Below are 19,261 nucleotides of genomic sequence, written 5' to 3'. Positions count from 1 at the left end.
TATTGTTATTATTTCAAAAATTGTGTTAAAATTCTAACTGTAAAACCAAAAAGACAGATAAATTTCACAAATAGAACCTGAACACTGAGCTATATGTATACAGATACTCGTAAAAGTTACAAAAGGCTGTTAAAAAAATAATTCAGTAAAGTTTTTAGAATCTGCTTTTTGTATTTTTGCGCCAAATTATTTTTATGAAATCGCTTTTATATAAATACCGCAAATTCTTTATTGTTTTAATAGTGTTTTCGGTTGTTACGATATCTTTGTTTTACTCGGCTTTAAAACCAAAAAAGACACTTCCAATTTACAATCCGTCTGATGTAAATCCTGAATTGGTTGACAGTACAATTCAATATAAAAGCAAATACCACACCATTGCCGATTTTTCTTTCATCAATCAAAACGGTGATACTATTACCCAAAAAAATTACGAAGGAAAAATCTATGTTGCTGATTTCTTCTTTACAACTTGCGGATCGATCTGTCCAAAAATGTCAACAAATTTGGTTGATGTTCAAAAAGCAGTTTTAAATAATCCAAAAGTAATGTTGCTTTCTCATACCGTTTTTCCAGAAGTTGACAGTGTTTCTGTTTTGAAAGCATACGCCATTAAATATGGAGTTGTCGACAGCAAATGGAATTTAGTTACTGGCGATAAAAAAGAAATCTACACTATGGCCAGAAAATCGTATTTGGCTGTTAAATTAGGAAGACCAGATCAGCTTTATGATATGGTACATACAGAGAATTTTGTTTTGGTCGATCAAAAACGTCGCGTTAGAGGTTTTTATGACGGAACAAACAAAGAAGACATAAAACGTCTTTTAGAAGACATCGAATTCCTTTCTCAAGAGTAAAATCCCTTATTTTTAGAAACATTTAGCATTTGTAGAAGTGTTAAATGCCTTGAAATAAAGAATAATTGCCTACTTTTGCAATCTAAATTCAATCTAAATAAGCTTGCAAAATACAATACACACTCTGAAAAAAGGCGAAAAAGCCATTATCAAAGATTTTGATATCGATCTTATTCCACTTAAATTATTAGAAATGGGTTGTCTTCCTGGCAGTTTAGTTGAATTGCTTCAGGTTGCTCCTTTTGGCGATCCTTTATATTTAGATATTAATGGTTCTCATGTTGCAATCCGTATTGAAACAGCTCGTGAAATTGAAGTTGAACTTATCAAAACCAATTTGTAATGAGTGTCCAGAATATCAATGTTGCTCTTATCGGAAATCCAAATACCGGAAAAACCTCTGTTTTTAATCAATTAACGGGTCTTAACCAGCAAGTTGGAAATTACCCTGGAATAACGGTTGAAAAGAAAATGGGTTTCTGCAAATTAACCCACAATATAAAAGCCAACATTCTGGATTTGCCAGGAACATACAGTTTGAACGCGAGTTCGATGGACGAAAGTGTGGTTATTGAACTTCTATTAAATAAAAACGACAAATTATATCCAGACGTTGCAGTAGTTGTAACAGATGTCGAAAATCTAAAAAGAAACTTACTGATTTACACTCAAATCAAAGACCTTGAAATTCCGACGATTTTGGTGATCAATATGTCAGATCGTATGGAACGCAAAGGAATTTCTTTGGATATTCCATATTTAGAAGAAAAACTTAAAACTAAAATTGCTTTAGTAAGTTCTCGTAAAGGTCTAGGAATTGAAGAATTAAAAGAATTAATTGTTTCTTATAAAACCATTCCGCACGAACCTTGTTTGAATGCTTCAGTAATTGATCCTGACTATTTCGAAAAATTACAAAAAGCATTTCCAAATCAATTGATGTATAAATTGTGGCTGGTAATTACGCAAGATGTCAATTTTTCAAATTTAGACCGTAATGAAATCAGAAGCACTTTTACCAAATCGCATTCCGAATTAAAGCGTTTACAGCAAAAAGAAACCATCAAAAGATATCAGTTTATCAATGATGTTTTAAAAGAAGGTTTAAAGATTGATGCTTCGATGGCAAAAGATATTCGAGCAAAATTGGATCGTGTTTTAACGCACAAAGTTTGGGGTTACTTCATTTTCTTTGCCATTTTATTTTTGATTTTCCAATCGATTTTCAGCTGGTCAACTATTCCTATGGATTTCATTGACAGCACTTTTGCTTCATTAAGCAGTTGGGTTGCCGAAGAACTTCCAAGCGGTATTTTGACAGATTTACTTTCGCAGGGAATTATTCCGGGTATTGGTGGAGTTATTATTTTCATTCCGCAAATTGCTTTCTTGTTTTTATTTATTTCGATCTTAGAAGAAAGCGGTTATATGAGCCGTGTGGTTTTTTTAATGGATAAAATCATGCGTAAGTTTGGCCTTTCAGGAAAAAGCGTTGTGCCTTTAATTTCAGGAACAGCTTGTGCAATTCCTGCGATTATGGCAACAAGAAATATTGAAAACTGGAAAGAACGTTTGATTACTATTTTGGTAACGCCATTCACAACTTGTTCAGCAAGATTACCTGTTTATGCTATTATTATTTCTCTAGTTATTCCGAGTAAAAGAGTTTTTGGAGTTTTAAATCTTCAAGGATTAACACTTATGGCTCTTTATGTTCTAGGATTTTTTACAGCCATTTTATCGGCTTATATCTTGAATAAAGTTTTAAAATTAGATTCTAAAACGTATTTCGTAGTTGAAATGCCAAGCTATAAAATGCCCCTTTTCAAAAATGTTGGAATCAATGTTGTAGAAAAAACCAAAGCATTTATTGTGGGCGCGGGTAAAATCATCTTAGCAATATCTGTTATTTTATGGTTTTTAGCTTCTTACGGACCTGGTAAAGAATTCAACGAAGCAGAAACTATTGTAAAAGAAAGATTTGCGAATACAACTTTGGATGAAACCCAATTTGAAAATGAAGTTAATTCTCAAAAACTAGAGAATTCTTATATCGGATTAATGGGAAGAGCGATTGAGCCAGCAATTCAGCCTTTAGGTTACGATTGGAAAATCGGAATTGCATTAATAAGTTCATTTGCAGCGCGTGAAGTTTTCGTAGGAACTCTTGCAACTATTTACAGTGTTGGAGATACTGATAACGAATCGACTATAAAAAGCAAAATGCAGGCAGAAATTCGTCCAGATACAGGGAAAAAAGTATTTGATTTTGCGACTGGAATTTCGCTACTGTTATTTTATGCTTTTGCTATGCAGTGCGCCAGTACATTGGCCATTACTAAAAAAGAAACCAATTCATGGAAATGGCCAGCAATGCAGTTGGTTTTCATGAGCGGTCTCGCTTATTTTACCGCATTAATTGCGTATCAACTTTTAAAATAAAAAGTTATGTTTCAAGAAATTATAGCCTTTGCCATATTAGGATTAGCCGTCGCTTTTTTGATTAAAAAGTTTTTTTTTAAATCGAAAAAGAAAAAAGACTGCGGCAATGGAACTGATTGTGGATGTTCTTAAAAAGGGACAAAGGTTCACAGGTACAAAGTAAAAAAAGCTGTTCATTTTGAATGGCTTTTTTTATGAATAAAAATGTCTTATTCTGTTATTTTAAAAACCTAAAATAGCTTATTAGTATATTTTCTAAAACTATTTTTGTCTTCTAAATTTATTAAAAAATGAGACCAGAAGATAGAATGGAAGTAATACGAGACAATAGAGTTGCTCGATTACTGTGGTTTGCAATAGGTTTTTTCTGCGCAACCATTATTACTTATTTGACATGAAAGAGTATCATTAGTTTTTTCTCGGTTTTATCTAATTAAGAATATAGAATAAGGAATATAGACTGTAACTTTAAAACTGTGATTAAAAAATGTCTTATTATAATGGTTTAAAAGCTTTTCAAGGCACCATCACACCTTAATTAAAATTATTTTTGAATTTTTAAAAATACATTTGAAATGACAAGGTTTGAAAAAAGGGAAAACACAAGAAATAGAAGGGTTACAAAATTATTATGGTTTTCTTTTGGATTTTTATTCGCTTTTGGAATAATGAGTCTTTTAAAATCCTGATTATAAATCTGCAAAGCTTTAATAATTTAAGATCAAATTTGAAAATAAAATGGCTCTAGATTAGAGCCATTTTTATTTTTTGTTCTGAAAACTTGATTTTATAGGATAAAAGAATGCGACGATACTATTTCAACCCTTCCCACTCTGCATAAAACTGAGCGAGGAAAGATTCCATGAAGCGGTGTCTTTCTGCAGCGATTTCTTTTCCTTTTTTGGTATTCATTTTATCTTTTAGCAGTAAAAGCTTTTCGTAGAAATGATTAATAGTTGGAGCATTGTTCTTTTTGTATTCCTCTTTTGTCATATTGGTTACAGGAGCAATTTCTGGATTATATAAAGCTCGGTTCTTAAATCCGCCGTAATTAAAAGCTCTTGCAACACCAATGGCACCAATTGCATCTAAACGATCGGCGTCTTGCACAACATCCAATTCGACCGATGAGAACTTTCTTTCGAAATTTCCGCCTTTATAAGAGATATTTTCAATGATATTGACAACATGAGCAATGATGTCCTCAGAAACATTTTCGGCTTCTAAAAACGCTCTTGCTGTTTTTGGCCCAATAGTTTCATCTCCATTATGAAATTTACTATCCGCAATATCATGCAATAAAGCACCTAATTGTACCACTGTAAGATCACATTCTGTTTCTTTCGAAATTAAAATTGCATTCTTATAAACTCGCTCAATATGAAACCAATCATGTCCGCCTTCGGCATCATTTAGTTTTTCTTTAACAAAAGCAATGGTTTTAATAATCAGTTGTGAATCGCTCATATAGAGGTTTTTACAGTTTATAAAAAATGTTGATTGCTAAAGATTTTTGAATCTTCAACAATCAACAAATATATTTTAATCGAATTAAAGCAACAAAGTTGCTTTAAAGAATTTCAACTTTCAGATTCTCATTTTATGTCTTCCTGAGCGAAGTCGAAGGACATCCCGTATGGATTTAGCATGAGATCCTTCGACTTCGCTCAGGAGGACAAGCTTTATAAAAATCATCATACCAAAAAATTAAAATTCTGAAATCTAAAATCTAAATTTTTAAAGTCTCGCTGGTTCAACCCATTTGAAAATATGTGATTCTTGTGGAATAACAATTCTTTCAGAGATTTTTGCCATACGAGCAGGTAATTTCATTAAGTAATCACGAGCTTTTTCTGCTTCATCTGTCAAATTAGAAATTTTATCAATCTCCCATTTGTTGATTAGCTTTTGCATGATGTCAACATAATCGTTTGCAGTATAAACTCCAATGCGTTGTGCTGAATCTGAAAATTGTTCAAAAGCTGTGCTTATTTTTTGACCAGATTCTCTCAAGAAGTGAGCCGGCATAACGATTTTCTGCTTCATCATGTATTGAAACGCCAACATCATTTCGCTTGGATCAACTTGAAAAATCCTAGTAACAAACTCGCTATAGGCATGGTGGTGACGCATTTCGTCTCCTGCAATCATTTTACACATTTTAGACAACTTGTTATCGCCAAATTTCTTAGCTATCTGAGCTACTCTATTGTGCGAAACATAAGTTGCTAATTCCTGAAAACTAGTGTATACAAAGTTTTTGTATGGGTCAGTTCCAGTTCCAATATCAAAACCGTCGTTGATCAAATGCTGTGTTGTCATTTCGATTTCACGCATGTTTACACGACCAGACAAATACAAGTATTTATTTAAAAGATCTCCATGACGGTTTTCTTCTCCAGTCCATTGTTTTACCCACTTAGCCCAACCGTTTCCTTGATTTCCTTCTTGCTGATCTATTCCTTCTACATCCATTAACCATGACTCATATGTAGGCAAAGCTTCTTCTGTGATGGTATCACCAACAAGCGTAACCCAGAAATCGTAAGGAAGTTCTTTAGCAATCTCACGTAATTCTTTTACCTCTTCAAAGAAGTTTTCTCCTTGAGAATCTGGTAAGAAATCCGACGGCTGCCAAATTTTTTCCACTGGAATTAAATACTGTTCAACGAAGCTATCCACGTTTTTTTCCAAAAACTGCATTACTTCTAATCTAATGTTTTTTATAGACATTACTTATTATAGATTTGGGTTGTACATTTTAGCTCGGACTAAAACTTAAACCTGTTTATATTCATTTATTCCTTCTTTAACTGCTTTTTCAGTAATCTCCATCAGCTCATCGAACTTGTAATCTTTAACAGCCAAAGCTTTGTGAGCTGTAAATTTGAGGTGATTTCCTAAACCAACAGGAAAAAAACCAAACTTTACCATTTTCCAAGAATTATTGATACTTACGGGTACAACGTATGCAGATGGTGCATATTTGCATAAAATTTTTAAACCGCTTTGCGCAAATTCTTTTGGTACTCCCGTTTTACTTCTTGTTCCTTCTGGAAAAATAACGGCAGATCTTGTGTTTTTTTCGATATATTCAGACAAGCTTTTAATAACGGGTATCGCTTGTTTAGGGTCTTTACGGTCAATTAGGACAGATCCTCCGTATTTCAAATTAAAAGAAACACTTGGAATTCCACTGCCTAACTCCTTCTTACTTACAAATTTACAATGAAAACGTCTAAAGTACCAAATCATTGCCACGATATCGTACATACTTTGGTGATTTGCCACAAAAATAATTGGCACACCTTTAGGAACCGTGTCCACTCCTTCAATTGTATATCTTGTTCCCACAAGATTAGTACATTTTAAAAGGCAGAAATTTAAATAATCAACACTTTTTTTGTGAGCCTGGTAGCCAAATACATTTAAACAAATCCACTGAATTGGATGAAAAACAGCCAAACATAAACCAAATAATAAATAGTAAATTACCGATATTGGATAAGATATAATTTTTTCCATGCTTCAAAAATTAATGCGCAAAAGTAGTAAATATATTTTTAGACTTATTAAAATTGAAAACAATAACTGTTTTTATGGTTTAATTGTACCTTTGTACCAGAATTTGCAAATTTTTTCTGAATTAAATGAGCTGAAGCTCCAATAAAATGACGGATTTATATCAGATAAAATTTGTAAATTTGACAGTAAACTTCTTTTATAAAGTCATGAAAAGCAAGATCGCACGTTTTGTAATAAAACAACACAGGGAAAAACTAAATCTTAATGAAACAGACATTTTAATTAAATCTGCTTCACAAAGTTCAAGTTATGCTATTAGGGAATCTAAAGCTTTAGGATTAACTATAAAATCAATTTCAGGAAAAAAAATAATTGAAAAACTGCCAAACGGAGAAATCAGAGTAATTCGAAATCTTCAAGATAAATCCATTTCAGATAATGGTTTGAAAAAGGGAATGGTATTATGCAGGAAATAAAAAAAAGACTGAGAGTATTTGCTGGACCAAATGGCTCTGGTAAAAGCACTCTTTTCGAAGAATTTTCAAAACATTACAATACTGGATATTTTATCAATGCGGATTATATTGAAAAGATTCTCCAGATCAAAGGTTTGATAGATTTAGATTCATACAACATTAAAGCCAAGTCGGAAGATTTAACGAATTTCTTAAAAAAAGAAAACACTAAAACCCTTATAGATACTGCTAAAGCAAAGGGATTTGAAATTTCTCTAGATATAAAAGAGAACTTTATCATTTCTCTTTCAAAAAACCCTAATAGTTATGAAGGCTCTCTTATTTCTTCATTTTTGAGGGAAAAACTTCTAAATGAAAACAAAAGTTTTTGTTTTGAAACCGTTATGAGTCACGTTTCAAAATTGGATGATATTAAAGATGCAAATTCCCTTGGTTATACAACATACTTATACTTTGTCTGTATTGATGATCCCGAAGTTAATATTTCTCGAGTAGAAAATAGAGTTCAGAAAGGCGGACATGCCGTTGATAGTCAAATTATAAAAGACAGATATACAAGAACTTTGAACAATCTATTTCCTGCTATAGAAATTTCAAACAAAGCGTATTTATTTGACAATTCTGGAGAAAAGTTAACGCTAATTGCAGAAATATATGATGCAAAAACTTTAAAACTTCATATTAATGAAGAAGATTTCCCAAACTGGTTTAAAGAATTTGTATTAAATCATTTCATATAAAATGAACTTCACTTACCCTAAAAACGAGCGTTTAAAGAGCAAAACGACCATTGGATTATTATTTTCTGAAGGAAAATCAGTGTCTAAATATCCGCTTCGTTTGGTTTACCGTCAAGCGGAAGCAAATTCAGAAGAAGAAACAAAAATTGGCGTATCAGTTTCAAAGAAATATTTTAAGAAAGCCGTTGACCGAAATTACTTCAAAAGAGTTTTGAGAGAAACCTATCGTTTGAACAAACATTTACTTTTGAATAATCTAGATCGGCCTTACTCGATAATGTTTTTTTATCAGACGAAAGACCGTTTGTCTTACGAAGAAATCAACACCAAAATGATTCAATTGTTTGAGAAATTTTCAGCACAAATCAACAAATCTGAAGATTCTGAAAACAAAACAGAATCGTAAATCTCAAAACGTAAGATTATTAATCAACTTAGACAAAAAAATCGTAGTTTTAGCTCTAAATTGAAATTCTATGCGACATATTTTCTTTTTATCTTTTTTGTTTTTAATTCTTTCCGGATGTAAAAAATCTGAAGCTTTAAATGAAGAAGCTTATGCGATTCAAACTGTACAAATGCCTGCAAAAGCAGAAGCTAGCTCTGCTGATAAAAATTTTGATCCAGTAGCTGCACCTGCCCCAAAAGTCAAACAAGAAATTGAACAGAAGATTATAAAGGAAGCAACTTTACGATTTGAAACTGATAATTTAGAAAATACTTTCGGCCAAATTCAAAAAGCGGTTGCAAGTAGTAAAGCGAGAATTATAAACGATTCTGAAGGAAAAGATTATGGCACTGTTTTTAGAAATCTAATCGTAAAAGTACCAAGCCAGAATTTTGACCGTTTTATAAATGATGTTTCTAAAGGTGTTTCTTATTTTGAAGTTAAAAATATTTCTGCTCAAGATGTAACAGAACAATATATTGATCTGACTTCAAGATTAAAAACCAAGAAAAAACTGGAAGAACGTTATCTTGAAATTTTAAAGAAAGCGAACAAAGTAAGTGAGATTTTAGAAATTGAAGAACAAATCTCGACCATTCGAGAAGAAATCGAATCTAAAGAAGGTCAGTTAAAATATTTAGAAAGCCGTGTTTCTGAAAGCACAATTACAATAGAATTTTACAAAACAATTGCCGAAAAGGAAGGCGTTAAAATATCATACGGTTCCAAGCTTTGGAACGCCATTAAATCTGGATTCTATACTTTATCCGATTTGTTGATTTCATTGTTAAGCGCTTGGCCGTTTGTATTTTTATTTGTTGTATTTGCCTATTTTATTAGAAAAAGATTAAAAAGAAGAAAAAAAGAATAATCATGTATCCGTATTTCAAAAAGAAATTTATTATACCAGTCGCTGCGGCGGGAATGTTGTTTGTTGGAACCAGTTTTAAAGAGGACTTTTTTGAGATTGCCAAACAGATCGAAATTTTTACAACTTTGTTTAAAGCCGTAAATACCAATTATGTTGACGAAACAAATCCTGGCGATTTGATGGATAAAGCCATCAAAAGCATGTTGGCAAGTTTAGATCCGTACACGGTTTATTTCAATGAACAAGATGTTGTAAACTTCAAAATCAATAACACTGGAGAATATACAGGAATCGGCGCTTTGATTTCTAGAAAAAAAGATCGTCTGATTGTGCGTGAACCTTATAAAAATTATCCAGCTGACAAAGCAGGACTTAAAGCGGGTGACGAAATTATCCAAATCGGTGATATTTTAATTGCAGATTTTAAAGACGATGCTTCGCAATTATTGAAAGGAACAAAAAACACCAAAATCAACATAAAATATCTTCGTCAAGGAAAACCGAGTTCTACAGTTTTGGTTTTAGATGAAGTGGATATTAGATCAGTTCCTTTTTATGGAAAAATTGACGACAAAACAGGATATATTGTTTTATCTCATTTTAGCAGAAAAGCTTCAAATGAAGTAAAAGAAGCTCTTGAAAAACTAAAAGCTGACGGTGCTAAACAAATCGTTTTGGATTTAAGAGGAAATCCTGGAGGTTTATTGAATGAAGCTATTGATATCTGTAATTTGTTTGTTCCAAAGAATGAAGTGATTGTAACTACTAAATCTCGAATTGAAAAACACAATAACACTTATAAAACTCAAAAAGAACCAGTTGACACTGAAATTCCATTGGCGATTTTAGTAAACGGAAGAAGTGCTTCAGCTTCTGAAATTGTTTCGGGTGCTTTACAAGATTTGGATCGCGCAGTGGTTTTAGGAAGCAGAAGTTTCGGAAAAGGTTTGGTACAACGTTCTGTTGATCTTACTTATGGAACTCAATTGAAAGTAACTATTTCTAGATATTACACGCCTTCTGGAAGATGTATTCAAGCTTTGGATTATGCACATAAGGACAAAAATGGTGTTGCACAAAAAACAGATGCTAAAAATTTCAATGCTTTCAAAACCAGAAAAGGAAGAACGGTTTATGACGGCGGAGGAGTTTTGCCAGATATCGAATTGGAAGAAGCAAAAATAAGTCCAATTGCAACTGCCTTAATTAAAAACGATGGTGTTTTTGATTATGCTACAAGCTATTATTATAAAAATCCGAATTTGGGAGATAAAATTCCAACTTTAACCGATGCCGATTATATAGCTTTCAAACAGTTTTTGAAAACCAATAAAATCACTTTCGATACAGAAACCGAAATTGCTTTGAAAAATACTTTAGCTGCAGCTAAAAATGAAAAAATAGACGAAACAATTGCTCCTGAATATCAGCAGTTATTAGCCGCTTTAGAGAAAAGCGAAAGCACGTTATTGGATAAAAACCAAAAAGAAATTAAAAACATGATTTTGGAAGAGCTGATTAAGAGATACCAATATCAAGAAGGTTTGTACCAGTATTACCTTAAAAACAATTCGGAAATTAAAAGAGCAGTTAGTGTATTAAATAATCAAACAGAATATAAAACGATTTTAAAAATGTAATAAATGAAGCTGACTCTGGCCTTATTTCTGTTCTTTTTTTATACAGTCACGGCGCAGCAAAAACCTGTTGAAACGATTTATTTTGAATTTGACAGATATGATTTAACAAGCAAACAAATCAATGTTGTTTCTGATTTTATAAAAAACATTGACACATCAAAAGTGGAGTCGATACAGATTTATGGCTATTGTGATGATAGAGGTACCGATCAATATAATTACAGATTATCTATCAATCGTGCCAATACAATTCAAACCTTACTAATAAGCAAAGGATTCAATCAAAGTAAAATTGTTATCCTGGAAGGAAAAGGCCGAATTGTTGTAAAAGCAGATACAGTTGAAAATTTATACGAAACCCGTCTTCGAAATCGGCGGGTTGATTTAATTGTCATTAAAAAAAATAGCTTTGGAAAAGGCATTCACAATTCCTTCAAAGACAAATTAAAAGTTGGCGATAAGGTTTATCTGGAATCCATTTTATTTGAAATTGGAAGTGCGAAATTAACTCCAATTGCGAAAAAAGAATTAGACAAAGTTGCCGTAACGCTTCAAAAACACAGAAACTTAAAATTTGAAATACGTGGACATGTTTGCTGTACACCCGAAATCTATAGTGACGGAATTGACAGAGACACCAAAGAAAGAAGACTTTCCTGGAATCGCGCCAAAACTGTTTTTCATTATTTAATTTCCAAAAAAATATCAAAAAGCCGCATGACCTATGTCGGATGCGGCAATCAATACCCGTTAGGAAAGGGCGATAGATACGATCGACGAGTTGAGTTTTTGATTACGCAAATTTGATTTATTTCTAAATTTAGGAAAAAGAAAAAGTCCACAGAGCTCTCCAAGCATAGAAAACAAACAAACAAACAAACACAAATCATAAAAATGATTCATTAATTTCCATTACAGAAAATGTAATAAATATTATTCTAGACCTTAATTTTTGATAACATAAATTAGGTAAATTTAAACTTCTTTAAGCAAAAGCCATTCAACAATATCTTTAAAGACATCATCCCAATGATAAGTAGTTTCTAATTCCTCACCATTAGCATTAATCTTTCTAAATTCAAAATTATGCCCATAATTTGGATAACTTTTGAGTTTTAAATTTTTCTTATTTAATAAAAATGGCAACAAATCATTTTGCAAAGAACCAATGTCTTTAGTACCGTAAACAATTAAAAGTGGATTTTTATAATGTTTAAAGCTTTCAAAACTCAAGTTTTGATTATAACTTAACCAATTCTTATACTTGATGTTATTGCTATAATTATTTTTATCATATTTAATAGTTAGATAATCTTTCAAATCTTCTTCTACATTCTTTTGAGATTGGTCATCAGTATCTCTATCAATACTATAAAATCTTTCTTTTAAAATACTTTCAGCAATCCTGTTAAATGGATTAGCTGACAAGCAAACCATCTTTGCAATTTTTTTATTATTTTCTGCCGCTTTAGCAACTACACGATATCCCTCAGAATGTCCAATTACAAATAATGGTTCATTTTTAAAATGTTTATTCTTACTAAGATCATTAACAACTGAAACAACTTGTTTTACACGATATTCTAAATTATCATTCTCTATAAAATTTTTAGGAACTTCTCCTTTTTCATTTACATATCCGCGGGAATCTCTATCATAACTTCCTATTAAAGGAATCCCTTTTCTCCCTATAATAACAAAATTAAACTTTGATCGATAATCATCAATTTTAAAAGGAATTATTGAGCCTGTACTAATGTCATCATAAAAAAGAATTGGCAAGGGTAATGATCCCTGTACAAAAACTAATGTTGGTTTAGGAACGGATGTTTTTTGTTTTGTAGTAAGATAAATAATCGTGTCATTTTTTGTTCTCAAGATGGTTTTATAAAAACCAGCCTGTTCTAAATAAAATTTTTCATCGTTTTGAGAATAAATATGATCTATAAAAACGAAAAAACACAATATTACTATTTGTATCCCTTTATTCACTTGAGAATTTATCTTTAATAATTTCGTCATAATTTAACTTTTGTAATTTTATCTTTTGCAAAACTTCTTGTGATAACCGCTGCAATAGTTCATTCTGGATATGACATATAATCTGAATGATTTCTTTGCAATAGATAGAAGGATTGTTAAATTTTTTTTCCAACGAATATCTGTGTCCTATAAATCCTCCTCCGCATATTGGCTTGAACAAACAACTCTCACAAGTTTCACACAATTTATCATGACTATAATAATATAATCTTGCTAATTCGGAGTGCTTGTAAATTATATTCAAGTCATGGTTGAGTACATTAAAACTTGTTTTAGTAAAACCATCTCCACAAGTTTTCAATGTATCAACTGTTTCAATACTTCCATCAGTTTCTATAACTAAAGTTTTATTTATTCCACAACCAAAAATTTCTGATTCACCACCAAATCCAAGAATCAGATTAATAAGATCAGAAAATGGTCTGACATTTGGTTTTTTTGATTCGTTATCATTTATCCATAAATCAAACATTTCTACAAGCCAATTGCCAATTTTAGGCACTTTATTACTATCAGAATTTATATAATTATAATCTTGAAATAAAAAATGAACATTATTTACTTCCAATTTTTTAAAATGCAGATAAACTTCTTTTGGATCATCACTTACATCAATTACGCATAAACAATTAGCAAAATCATCTCCAAATACATTTTTAATCGAGTTAAATCCATTTACAATTTGAAGATACATATTCTCTCCTTTATGGCCTACTCTATTAATACTATTAGATTTTGGCGTTCCATCAATGCTAATTCCGACTTGAATATTTAACTCTTTAAGATGCAATGCTATTTCTTCGTTTAATAATGTACCGTTAGATTCATACCATATTCAATACGAATTTCTTTTGGTATTATTCTTTTTTGAGTTTTAATAAAGTTCTCATAAAATCCAATGCCTGCCAATAGAGGTTCACCTCCATGAAAAACTACCAAAAATTCGCTAAGATTATTTTCAATACAATTATCTTTTATTCGCAATAGTAATGATTCGATAACATTCTGAGTCATAAATTTAGGCTGCAATTTATAACTTGTATCACCCATATTATATACGTAACAATAACTACAATTCAAATTACATCTACTTGCAACTTTAACTACAAGATTGTTAGTTACCATAAAATTATTCAATTAAAATGGGCGATCACTCGCCCAATAATTAATACATTTTTTTTAACGTCTTACATAAGTACTTTCAGTATATGTTCTGCCTGCTGGCGGATCACGATCCTCCATAACACCTCCAAATATCTTTTGCATTTCCGTTCTTAATAAAGGTCTTAATGAATCATCCTTTTTTTCAACATTACTAGTCTTGTCTAAAAAAAAACTTTACTTTTTCTTTCTTCATAATAAAAAATTTAATTTTTTAAAATCATAATTAATAACTAATTCAAATTTATAGGCTCTTCTTCAAAAACATTATTCAAAACTATGCAGTTTTTATGCGAATTGATTAATTAAAAAAATCAAAATGAAAGATTAAATTTTTAAAAGTTTAAAAAAAATGATATAATTGTAAGAAAAAAAATACAGTAATGAGAAGAAAATTAATCTTAGCGAGACTTGAAAAAGGTTATTCTCAAGAAAAATTGGCTGATTCAATTGGGATGAGTCAATCTGCTTACAGTAGACGTGAAAATGGAAGTATAAAAATAACTGTCAACGAGTGGAAGAGAATTGCTAAAGAATTAGATGTTAAAATAGAAGAAATTTGTGAATTTGAAGAAAACAAAAATTATGCATTATCACAATCATTTAGTATCCCTTCTTTCGTTATAGAACATATTGAATTATTAAAAAAGGAAAATAAAATATTAAAAAATGAGTTAAGTCGATTAAAAAAAACTAGCTAATCCCGAACCATTTCAATATGCGGAATATCATCTTCCAAATACATTTCGCTAGTTTGGACAAAACCATGGCTTTCGTAAAATTTCTTTAAGTACAATTGTGCACCAATAGTGATTTGATCTTTTCCAAAATTGGATTTAATTCCAGCAATTGCTTCTTTCATTAATTCGTGTCCCCATTTTCTATCGCGATAGTTTTGGTCAACAACTACTCTTCCAATCGAAGCATTATCAAAGCTTATTCCAGCATCAAATAATCGCGAATACGCAACAATTTTGCCTTCAAACTCTCCAATTAAATGCAATGCTTTCTTGTCTTTGCTATCAAGATCCAAATAAACGCAATTTTGTTCGACTACAAAGATTTCACTTCGCAATCTGAGCAAATCATATAACTCGTCTACAGTTAATGCCTCAAAAGGCTTTATTTTCCATTTTAGTTCCATTCTTATTTTTATGTTTTGCCGCGAAGGCACAAAGACGCTAAGTTATATTATTTTTTTAGCTGTGCTAAAGTTTCTCATAGAAATTGCAAAGACACAAAGTTATATCTCTTAGAATAAAACTTTGTGCCTTTGATTCTTTTACCTAAATAGAAAATTATTTTTTCGTCATTATAATTTCCATGCTTTTAAATTCAGAACCATTTTTTACATCGTACATTTCCATTTTACGAGTCTTTGGATCTACAATAGTATACACTTCGCGATAAGGTGTTTTTTCACCATTAACAGGATTCACCATTTCGCCTTTTAGTTCCATACTTTTTGTTTTTTCATCGTATTTTCCCATTGCAACCATCATTCCGGTTCCCATATTGTCAATAAAGGTTGTGGTGTATTCTTCGCTGGCATTGTTGTAGGCCAAAGTGCTTTTGCCTTCAAAAGGTTGTCCCATCATGGTACCTTGATAACTTGCTTCTTGGTAACGTCCGCCTAAAACCATTTTGATGTTTGCCGTAGAAGTTGCTTTTTCAGCTTTTCCATTTGGTTCTGACCAAAAAGTCATATCGCAATTCCAAGTTCCAACTTCGTCTGCCATTAATTTGTGTGCTGCACTTGGAGTTGCATAAGCTACCCAAGCTTTCATTTGCGCTGCAGAATCAAGCGGTTCTTCAACAACTGGTTCTTCCGTTTTAACACCGTCTACAGCTTTTGGGGTTGGCTCCTCTGTTTTTACTTCTTTTTTACACGAAATAAAACACAGGGCTATAATTGCGAATGTTGTGGTTAATTTTTTCATAACTATTTGTTTTTATGTTTGTTATGAATAAAATTACGAAATTTTTTGCTTCAGGTTTCACGTTGGATATGCTTTATCTTTTTAACTGCAAAGTTCACAAAGGTTTTACGCAAACACCACTAAGTAAATTTTTAAGGAAGTAACGTTCTCAGAGATTGAAACATGAAACTTTAAACAAAAAAACTATCTTTTATCAACTCTAACTGTTTTTATGATTGCTTCTAAGTCTAGCATTAAATCACGTTCTTGATGTGATGGCGAATAACAGAATCCTTCGATCACTAAAACTCTATTAAAAGTTTTATCTAAAATTGCATAATTGATAAAAGGACCACTCATAAAATCGTTCTTTAATTCCCATGTTCCTTTTGTTTCAAAAGCATCTCTGCTGTCTAAAGTAATTTTTGAAAAATAGGGCGCATAGGCTTCGCTGGTAATCATTTGCGTATTGGGTTCACGTCCTTGTATATATTTCCCAATAGAGTCTCGCATTTTTACTATAGCATTTACGACGTCTTTTTTCTTTTTGAAATTGTTCAATGGAATCTGATAAATCAATAAGCTTGTATTCCCACTTATGATTTCTTTTTTTAACCAAATAAACTTCTTTTTGTGTAGCATGTATTCATATCCCGTTGGAATTTGAATATTGATATGAAATTTATTTTTTATGATGGCTTTATTCAGCAAAGAAGCGCTGTTATCTTCCTGAATTTTTTGAATTTCGGCATCGTGAATAATCTTTATTATTTGAGGCGAATTCAATTCAAGACTACAAATAATATCATCGACAGATTTTCCGTAAATTCGAAAAGTGTTGTGTGGTAAAGTTTTACTTCGAATGATTTCGAATTTTTCTGCGGCTGTTTTTTTAACCACAATAATGCTTCGGCTATCTGTAACAAAGCCTTCCAATAATCTTGCAGGATATTGATTTATGGTAAAAAGAGGTTCTTCTTGAGTAAGTCCAAGAACCGGCGAAGCAAATTTATTTCTGATGCTGTCTCCTACTTCTCCATACCATAATTGATCGTCAATAATGACCGAAATAGTATTGGTTTTTCCTGAAACTGTTTCATTTTGCTTTTCACTCTTGAAACATGAAGTCAGTAAAAACGGAAGTAATAGCAATAAAAAATGGGTTTTATTCATTTTTTTAATTTATGAAATAAAACCCAAATTTAATAAGATTTTTCTATTATCCGTTTATTTTAAGTTTCATTCCCGGTTTAATATCTTCATCTTTAATACCATTCCATTTTTTAATATCTGAAATTGTTACTCCAGGATATTTTTTAGAAATGCTGTATAAAGAATCTCCTTTTTTAACGTAATAATCTTCACTAACGTTTTTAGAAGGTGCTTTTTTCTTGAATGTATCAACCGAGTTTGATGCAATTGCTGTTGAAACTGGCTCTTCTATAACTATCGCTGCTTTAGAAATAATAAGCGTTTTTCCTAAACCAATGTTATTTGAAGTTAAATTGTTAAGTTCTTTTAACTCCGCAATAGTCGTACCGAATTTTTTTGCAATGCTACCTAAATTGTCTCCAGCTACTACAACATAATCCATATCTACAGCTGATTTCTCTTTTTCATCAGCAGAAGCAATAGCTTCTTCTTTCTTATCTACAATTGGAGCACTTTTAACAGGCGCTTCTTCTTCAGATTTTATCTTAATATTTCTACCAATGGCAACTGAATTCGATTTTAAGTTATTCCATTTTTTTAGTTCACTGATGCTAACATTGTATTTAGATGCAATTGCTCCTAAATTATCTCCTTTTCTAACTTTATAGAATTCGAAATCTCCATTTTCAATCACAGCTGGTTTTGCTGCCGCTGGTCTAGCTTTTGGAGCATATTTTACCGCCAATCTAGAATTTGTTGATTTCATTTCAGAATCATACTTGACGTAAGCATAAATCTGATCTTCGTTTGAAACGAATGTTGCTACTTTATCTTTTGGAAGACGAATGAAGTGCTGTTCTCCTTGATAAAAAGGAACAACTCCCATTTTATAAGACGGATTTAAAAGCTGAATCTGAGATTGTGGCATATCTAATAAATCGGCAATCTGTTTGAAAGACATTTGATTTTTGACCGCTACTGTATCAGTTTCAAAGTTTTTAACCACTGCTCTTTCAGGGTTAATTCCATGTTCTTTATGATATTCAAAAAGATACATTGTTGCTAAGAAAGCTGGAACGTAACCTTGTGTTTCTTTTGGAAGGTAATTGCGAATGTCCCAGTATTTTGTTTTTCCGCCAGAGCGACGAATTGCTTTGGTAACATTTCCTGGACCTGAATTGTAAGAAGCTAAAACCAGTTCCCAGTCACCAAAAATATTGTACATTTTGGTCATGTATTCTGAACATGCGGCAGTAGCTTTAAGAGGGTCGCTTCTTTCATCAATATAAGAATCAATTTTTAAAGCGTATTGTTTTCCGGTTCCGTACATAAACTGCCAAAGTCCCGTTGCGCCCATTTTAGAAACTGCTTTAGGATTTAAAGCAGATTCTACAACGGCTAAATATTTTATTTCCAAAGGAACGTTTTGTTTTGCAAAAGCATCCTCAAAGATTGGGAAATAATATTCTGATAAAGCCATTAATCGAGAAAACGATTTTTTACGGTTCTTAAGAAATGACTTTATTATATTTTCTAAACCTTGATTGTATTCGATTTCAAAAGGTGATTTCTGATTCATCGCAACTAAACGCCGTTTCAGCAATTCGGTTGGAAGTTCTTCATCTACAGTAACATCTTTGTTGATGGTTTGTATGTCTTTAGTCAAATCATCATAAATATCTAGACTTACTAATTCGTTCATCCAAAGACTATCAACTTTTGAAGCTAAATGGTCTCTTTTGAATGTACTTTTAATAGAATCTAAATATGATAGTTTAACCTCAGGCTTAATCTCTAGATCTGTCTTCGCCGTTTCCTGTGCACAGACAGCTAACGAAAAGAAAGCCGAAACCACAAGTGATAATTTCTTTACAATCATATAACATTATTTTAAAATTCTGTAATTCAAACAATTACAAGAGTTGTATTTTTGCAAATCTAAGCCCTTTATTGAAGAAAACTGTTTAAAAAAATGTTAATTGTG

Annotated in this window: 20 protein-coding genes; 10 read left to right on the top strand and 10 right to left on the bottom strand. The window is 31.6% G+C overall.

Annotation, left to right across the window (positions count from 1 at the left end):
• Positions 1-194 precede the first annotated feature (194 nt).
• The 3 genes from DM444_RS05710 (at position 195) to feoB (ending at position 3,302) form a co-directional block, all read left to right on the top strand.
• Positions 195-860, top strand: a complete 666-nt coding sequence (locus tag DM444_RS05710; protein WP_111284840.1) for an SCO family protein — start codon at positions 195-197, stop codon at positions 858-860.
• 103 nt (positions 861-963) lie between these two features.
• Positions 964-1,203 carry a FeoA family protein gene (locus DM444_RS05705; RefSeq protein ID WP_008465698.1) on the top strand — a complete coding sequence of 80 codons (240 nt, stop codon included), beginning with the start codon at positions 964-966 and terminating at the stop codon, positions 1,201-1,203.
• On the top strand, positions 1,203-3,302 hold the full coding sequence (feoB, locus tag DM444_RS05700) for a ferrous iron transport protein B (protein WP_111284839.1): 2,100 nt from the start codon (positions 1,203-1,205) through the stop codon (positions 3,300-3,302). Before DM444_RS05705 ends, feoB begins: the two co-directional genes overlap by 1 nt.
• Before the next feature lie 813 nt (positions 3,303-4,115).
• Here feoB and DM444_RS05690 read toward each other — a convergent pair.
• The 3 genes from DM444_RS05690 to DM444_RS05680 all read right to left on the bottom strand — a co-directional run bounded on the left by DM444_RS05690 (position 4,116) and on the right by DM444_RS05680 (position 6,827).
• Positions 4,116-4,769 carry an HD domain-containing protein gene (locus tag DM444_RS05690; protein WP_111284837.1) on the bottom strand — a complete coding sequence of 218 codons (654 nt, stop codon included), beginning with the start codon at positions 4,767-4,769 and terminating at the stop codon, positions 4,116-4,118.
• A gap of 270 nt (positions 4,770-5,039) precedes the next feature.
• Positions 5,040-6,035: an acyl-ACP desaturase gene (locus DM444_RS05685; protein WP_111284836.1), complete on the bottom strand. Its 996-nt coding sequence runs from the start codon at positions 6,033-6,035 to the stop codon at positions 5,040-5,042.
• Between the two features lie 45 nt (positions 6,036-6,080).
• Positions 6,081-6,827, bottom strand: coding sequence for a lysophospholipid acyltransferase family protein (locus DM444_RS05680; RefSeq protein ID WP_111284835.1), 747 nt, complete (start codon positions 6,825-6,827; stop codon positions 6,081-6,083).
• A gap of 206 nt (positions 6,828-7,033) precedes the next feature.
• Here DM444_RS05680 and DM444_RS05675 point away from each other — a divergent pair, with 206 nt between their 5' ends.
• From DM444_RS05675 to DM444_RS05650, 6 genes are all read left to right on the top strand, one after another.
• Positions 7,034-7,303: a hypothetical protein gene (locus tag DM444_RS05675; RefSeq protein WP_162614924.1), complete on the top strand. Its 270-nt coding sequence runs from the start codon at positions 7,034-7,036 to the stop codon at positions 7,301-7,303.
• The gene (locus DM444_RS05670; protein ID WP_111284833.1) at positions 7,291-8,043 is read left to right on the top strand and encodes a hypothetical protein; all 753 of its coding nucleotides are present in this window, start codon (positions 7,291-7,293) and stop codon (positions 8,041-8,043) included. Before DM444_RS05675 ends, DM444_RS05670 begins: the two co-directional genes overlap by 13 nt.
• Position 8,044: 1 nt before the next feature.
• Complete coding sequence (gene rnpA, locus DM444_RS05665) at positions 8,045-8,449, top strand: ribonuclease P protein component (RefSeq protein WP_111284832.1); 405 nt, start codon at positions 8,045-8,047, stop codon at positions 8,447-8,449.
• Between the two features lie 70 nt (positions 8,450-8,519).
• Entirely contained in the window at positions 8,520-9,362 is an 843-nt protein-coding gene (locus tag DM444_RS05660) for a DUF4349 domain-containing protein (protein WP_111284831.1), read from the top strand.
• A gap of 2 nt (positions 9,363-9,364) precedes the next feature.
• The gene (locus tag DM444_RS05655; RefSeq protein WP_111284830.1) at positions 9,365-11,002 is read left to right on the top strand and encodes a S41 family peptidase; all 1,638 of its coding nucleotides are present in this window, start codon (positions 9,365-9,367) and stop codon (positions 11,000-11,002) included.
• A 3-nt stretch (positions 11,003-11,005) separates the two neighbouring features.
• Positions 11,006-11,809, top strand: coding sequence for an OmpA family protein (locus DM444_RS05650; protein WP_111284829.1), 804 nt, complete (start codon positions 11,006-11,008; stop codon positions 11,807-11,809).
• Positions 11,810-11,977: 168 nt separating this feature from the next.
• Here DM444_RS05650 and DM444_RS05645 read toward each other — a convergent pair whose 3' ends face one another.
• Genes DM444_RS05645 through DM444_RS05635 form a run of 3 tightly spaced genes read right to left on the bottom strand, consistent with a single transcriptional unit; the run spans position 11,978 to position 14,170 of the window.
• On the bottom strand, positions 11,978-13,024 hold the full coding sequence (locus DM444_RS05645) for an alpha/beta hydrolase family protein (protein ID WP_111284828.1): 1,047 nt from the start codon (positions 13,022-13,024) through the stop codon (positions 11,978-11,980).
• A complete protein-coding gene (locus DM444_RS05640; protein ID WP_111284827.1) occupies positions 12,987-13,835 on the bottom strand; it encodes a hypothetical protein in 849 nt (282 codons plus the stop codon). The genes DM444_RS05645 and DM444_RS05640 overlap by 38 nt, the downstream gene beginning before the upstream one ends.
• A 14-nt stretch (positions 13,836-13,849) precedes the next feature.
• A complete protein-coding gene (locus DM444_RS05635) occupies positions 13,850-14,170 on the bottom strand; it encodes a 4Fe-4S cluster-binding domain-containing protein (RefSeq protein ID WP_111284826.1) in 321 nt (106 codons plus the stop codon).
• Between the two features lie 419 nt (positions 14,171-14,589).
• Here DM444_RS05635 and DM444_RS05630 point away from each other — a divergent pair, with 419 nt between their 5' ends.
• Positions 14,590-14,907, top strand: a complete 318-nt coding sequence (locus DM444_RS05630; protein ID WP_111284825.1) for a helix-turn-helix transcriptional regulator — start codon at positions 14,590-14,592, stop codon at positions 14,905-14,907.
• Here DM444_RS05630 and DM444_RS05625 read toward each other — a convergent pair.
• The 4 genes from DM444_RS05625 to DM444_RS05610 all read right to left on the bottom strand — a co-directional run bounded on the left by DM444_RS05625 (position 14,904) and on the right by DM444_RS05610 (position 19,156).
• Positions 14,904-15,350, bottom strand: a complete 447-nt coding sequence (locus DM444_RS05625; RefSeq protein WP_111284824.1) for a GNAT family N-acetyltransferase — start codon at positions 15,348-15,350, stop codon at positions 14,904-14,906. The two genes, DM444_RS05630 and DM444_RS05625, sit on opposite strands and share 4 nt — an antisense overlap.
• A gap of 154 nt (positions 15,351-15,504) precedes the next feature.
• Positions 15,505-16,146 (bottom strand): DUF1579 domain-containing protein, encoded by a 642-nt coding sequence (locus DM444_RS05620; protein ID WP_111284823.1) that lies wholly within the window; start codon positions 16,144-16,146, stop codon positions 15,505-15,507.
• A 183-nt stretch (positions 16,147-16,329) separates the two neighbouring features.
• Entirely contained in the window at positions 16,330-17,298 is a 969-nt protein-coding gene (locus DM444_RS05615) for a DUF4837 family protein (RefSeq protein WP_111284822.1), read from the bottom strand.
• Positions 17,299-17,344: 46 nt separating this feature from the next.
• Complete coding sequence (locus tag DM444_RS05610) at positions 17,345-19,156, bottom strand: LysM peptidoglycan-binding domain-containing protein (RefSeq protein ID WP_111284821.1); 1,812 nt, start codon at positions 19,154-19,156, stop codon at positions 17,345-17,347.
• Between the last annotated feature and the right edge of the window lie 105 nt (positions 19,157-19,261).

This window comes from Flavobacterium ginsenosidimutans (assembly GCF_003254625.1).
GTDB lineage: Bacteria > Bacteroidota > Bacteroidia > Flavobacteriales > Flavobacteriaceae > Flavobacterium > Flavobacterium ginsenosidimutans.
Note: the sequence above shows the minus strand (reverse complement) of the source record. Positions and strands in the feature narration are given on the sequence as shown.

Coding starts and splice junctions, on each gene's coding strand:
- DM444_RS05620 (WP_111284823.1), bottom strand. CDS start 16,146: ATGAAAAAATTAACCACAACATTCGCAATTATAGCCCTGTGTTTTATT.
- DM444_RS05615 (WP_111284822.1), bottom strand. CDS start 17,298: ATGAATAAAACCCATTTTTTATTGCTATTACTTCCGTTTTTACTGACT.
- DM444_RS05630 (WP_111284825.1), top strand. CDS start 14,590: ATGAGAAGAAAATTAATCTTAGCGAGACTTGAAAAAGGTTATTCTCAA.
- DM444_RS05610 (WP_111284821.1), bottom strand. CDS start 19,156: ATGATTGTAAAGAAATTATCACTTGTGGTTTCGGCTTTCTTTTCGTTA.
- DM444_RS05635 (WP_111284826.1), bottom strand. CDS start 14,170: ATGGTAACTAACAATCTTGTAGTTAAAGTTGCAAGTAGATGTAATTTG.
- DM444_RS05710 (WP_111284840.1), top strand. CDS start 195: ATGAAATCGCTTTTATATAAATACCGCAAATTCTTTATTGTTTTAATA.
- DM444_RS05655 (WP_111284830.1), top strand. CDS start 9,365: ATGTATCCGTATTTCAAAAAGAAATTTATTATACCAGTCGCTGCGGCG.
- DM444_RS05685 (WP_111284836.1), bottom strand. CDS start 6,035: ATGTCTATAAAAAACATTAGATTAGAAGTAATGCAGTTTTTGGAAAAA.
- DM444_RS05660 (WP_111284831.1), top strand. CDS start 8,520: ATGCGACATATTTTCTTTTTATCTTTTTTGTTTTTAATTCTTTCCGGA.
- DM444_RS05680 (WP_111284835.1), bottom strand. CDS start 6,827: ATGGAAAAAATTATATCTTATCCAATATCGGTAATTTACTATTTATTA.
- rnpA (WP_111284832.1), top strand. CDS start 8,045: ATGAACTTCACTTACCCTAAAAACGAGCGTTTAAAGAGCAAAACGACC.
- DM444_RS05670 (WP_111284833.1), top strand. CDS start 7,291: ATGCAGGAAATAAAAAAAAGACTGAGAGTATTTGCTGGACCAAATGGC.
- DM444_RS05650 (WP_111284829.1), top strand. CDS start 11,006: ATGAAGCTGACTCTGGCCTTATTTCTGTTCTTTTTTTATACAGTCACG.
- feoB (WP_111284839.1), top strand. CDS start 1,203: ATGAGTGTCCAGAATATCAATGTTGCTCTTATCGGAAATCCAAATACC.
- DM444_RS05645 (WP_111284828.1), bottom strand. CDS start 13,024: ATGACGAAATTATTAAAGATAAATTCTCAAGTGAATAAAGGGATACAA.
- DM444_RS05690 (WP_111284837.1), bottom strand. CDS start 4,769: ATGAGCGATTCACAACTGATTATTAAAACCATTGCTTTTGTTAAAGAA.
- DM444_RS05625 (WP_111284824.1), bottom strand. CDS start 15,350: ATGGAACTAAAATGGAAAATAAAGCCTTTTGAGGCATTAACTGTAGAC.
- DM444_RS05675 (WP_162614924.1), top strand. CDS start 7,034: ATGAAAAGCAAGATCGCACGTTTTGTAATAAAACAACACAGGGAAAAA.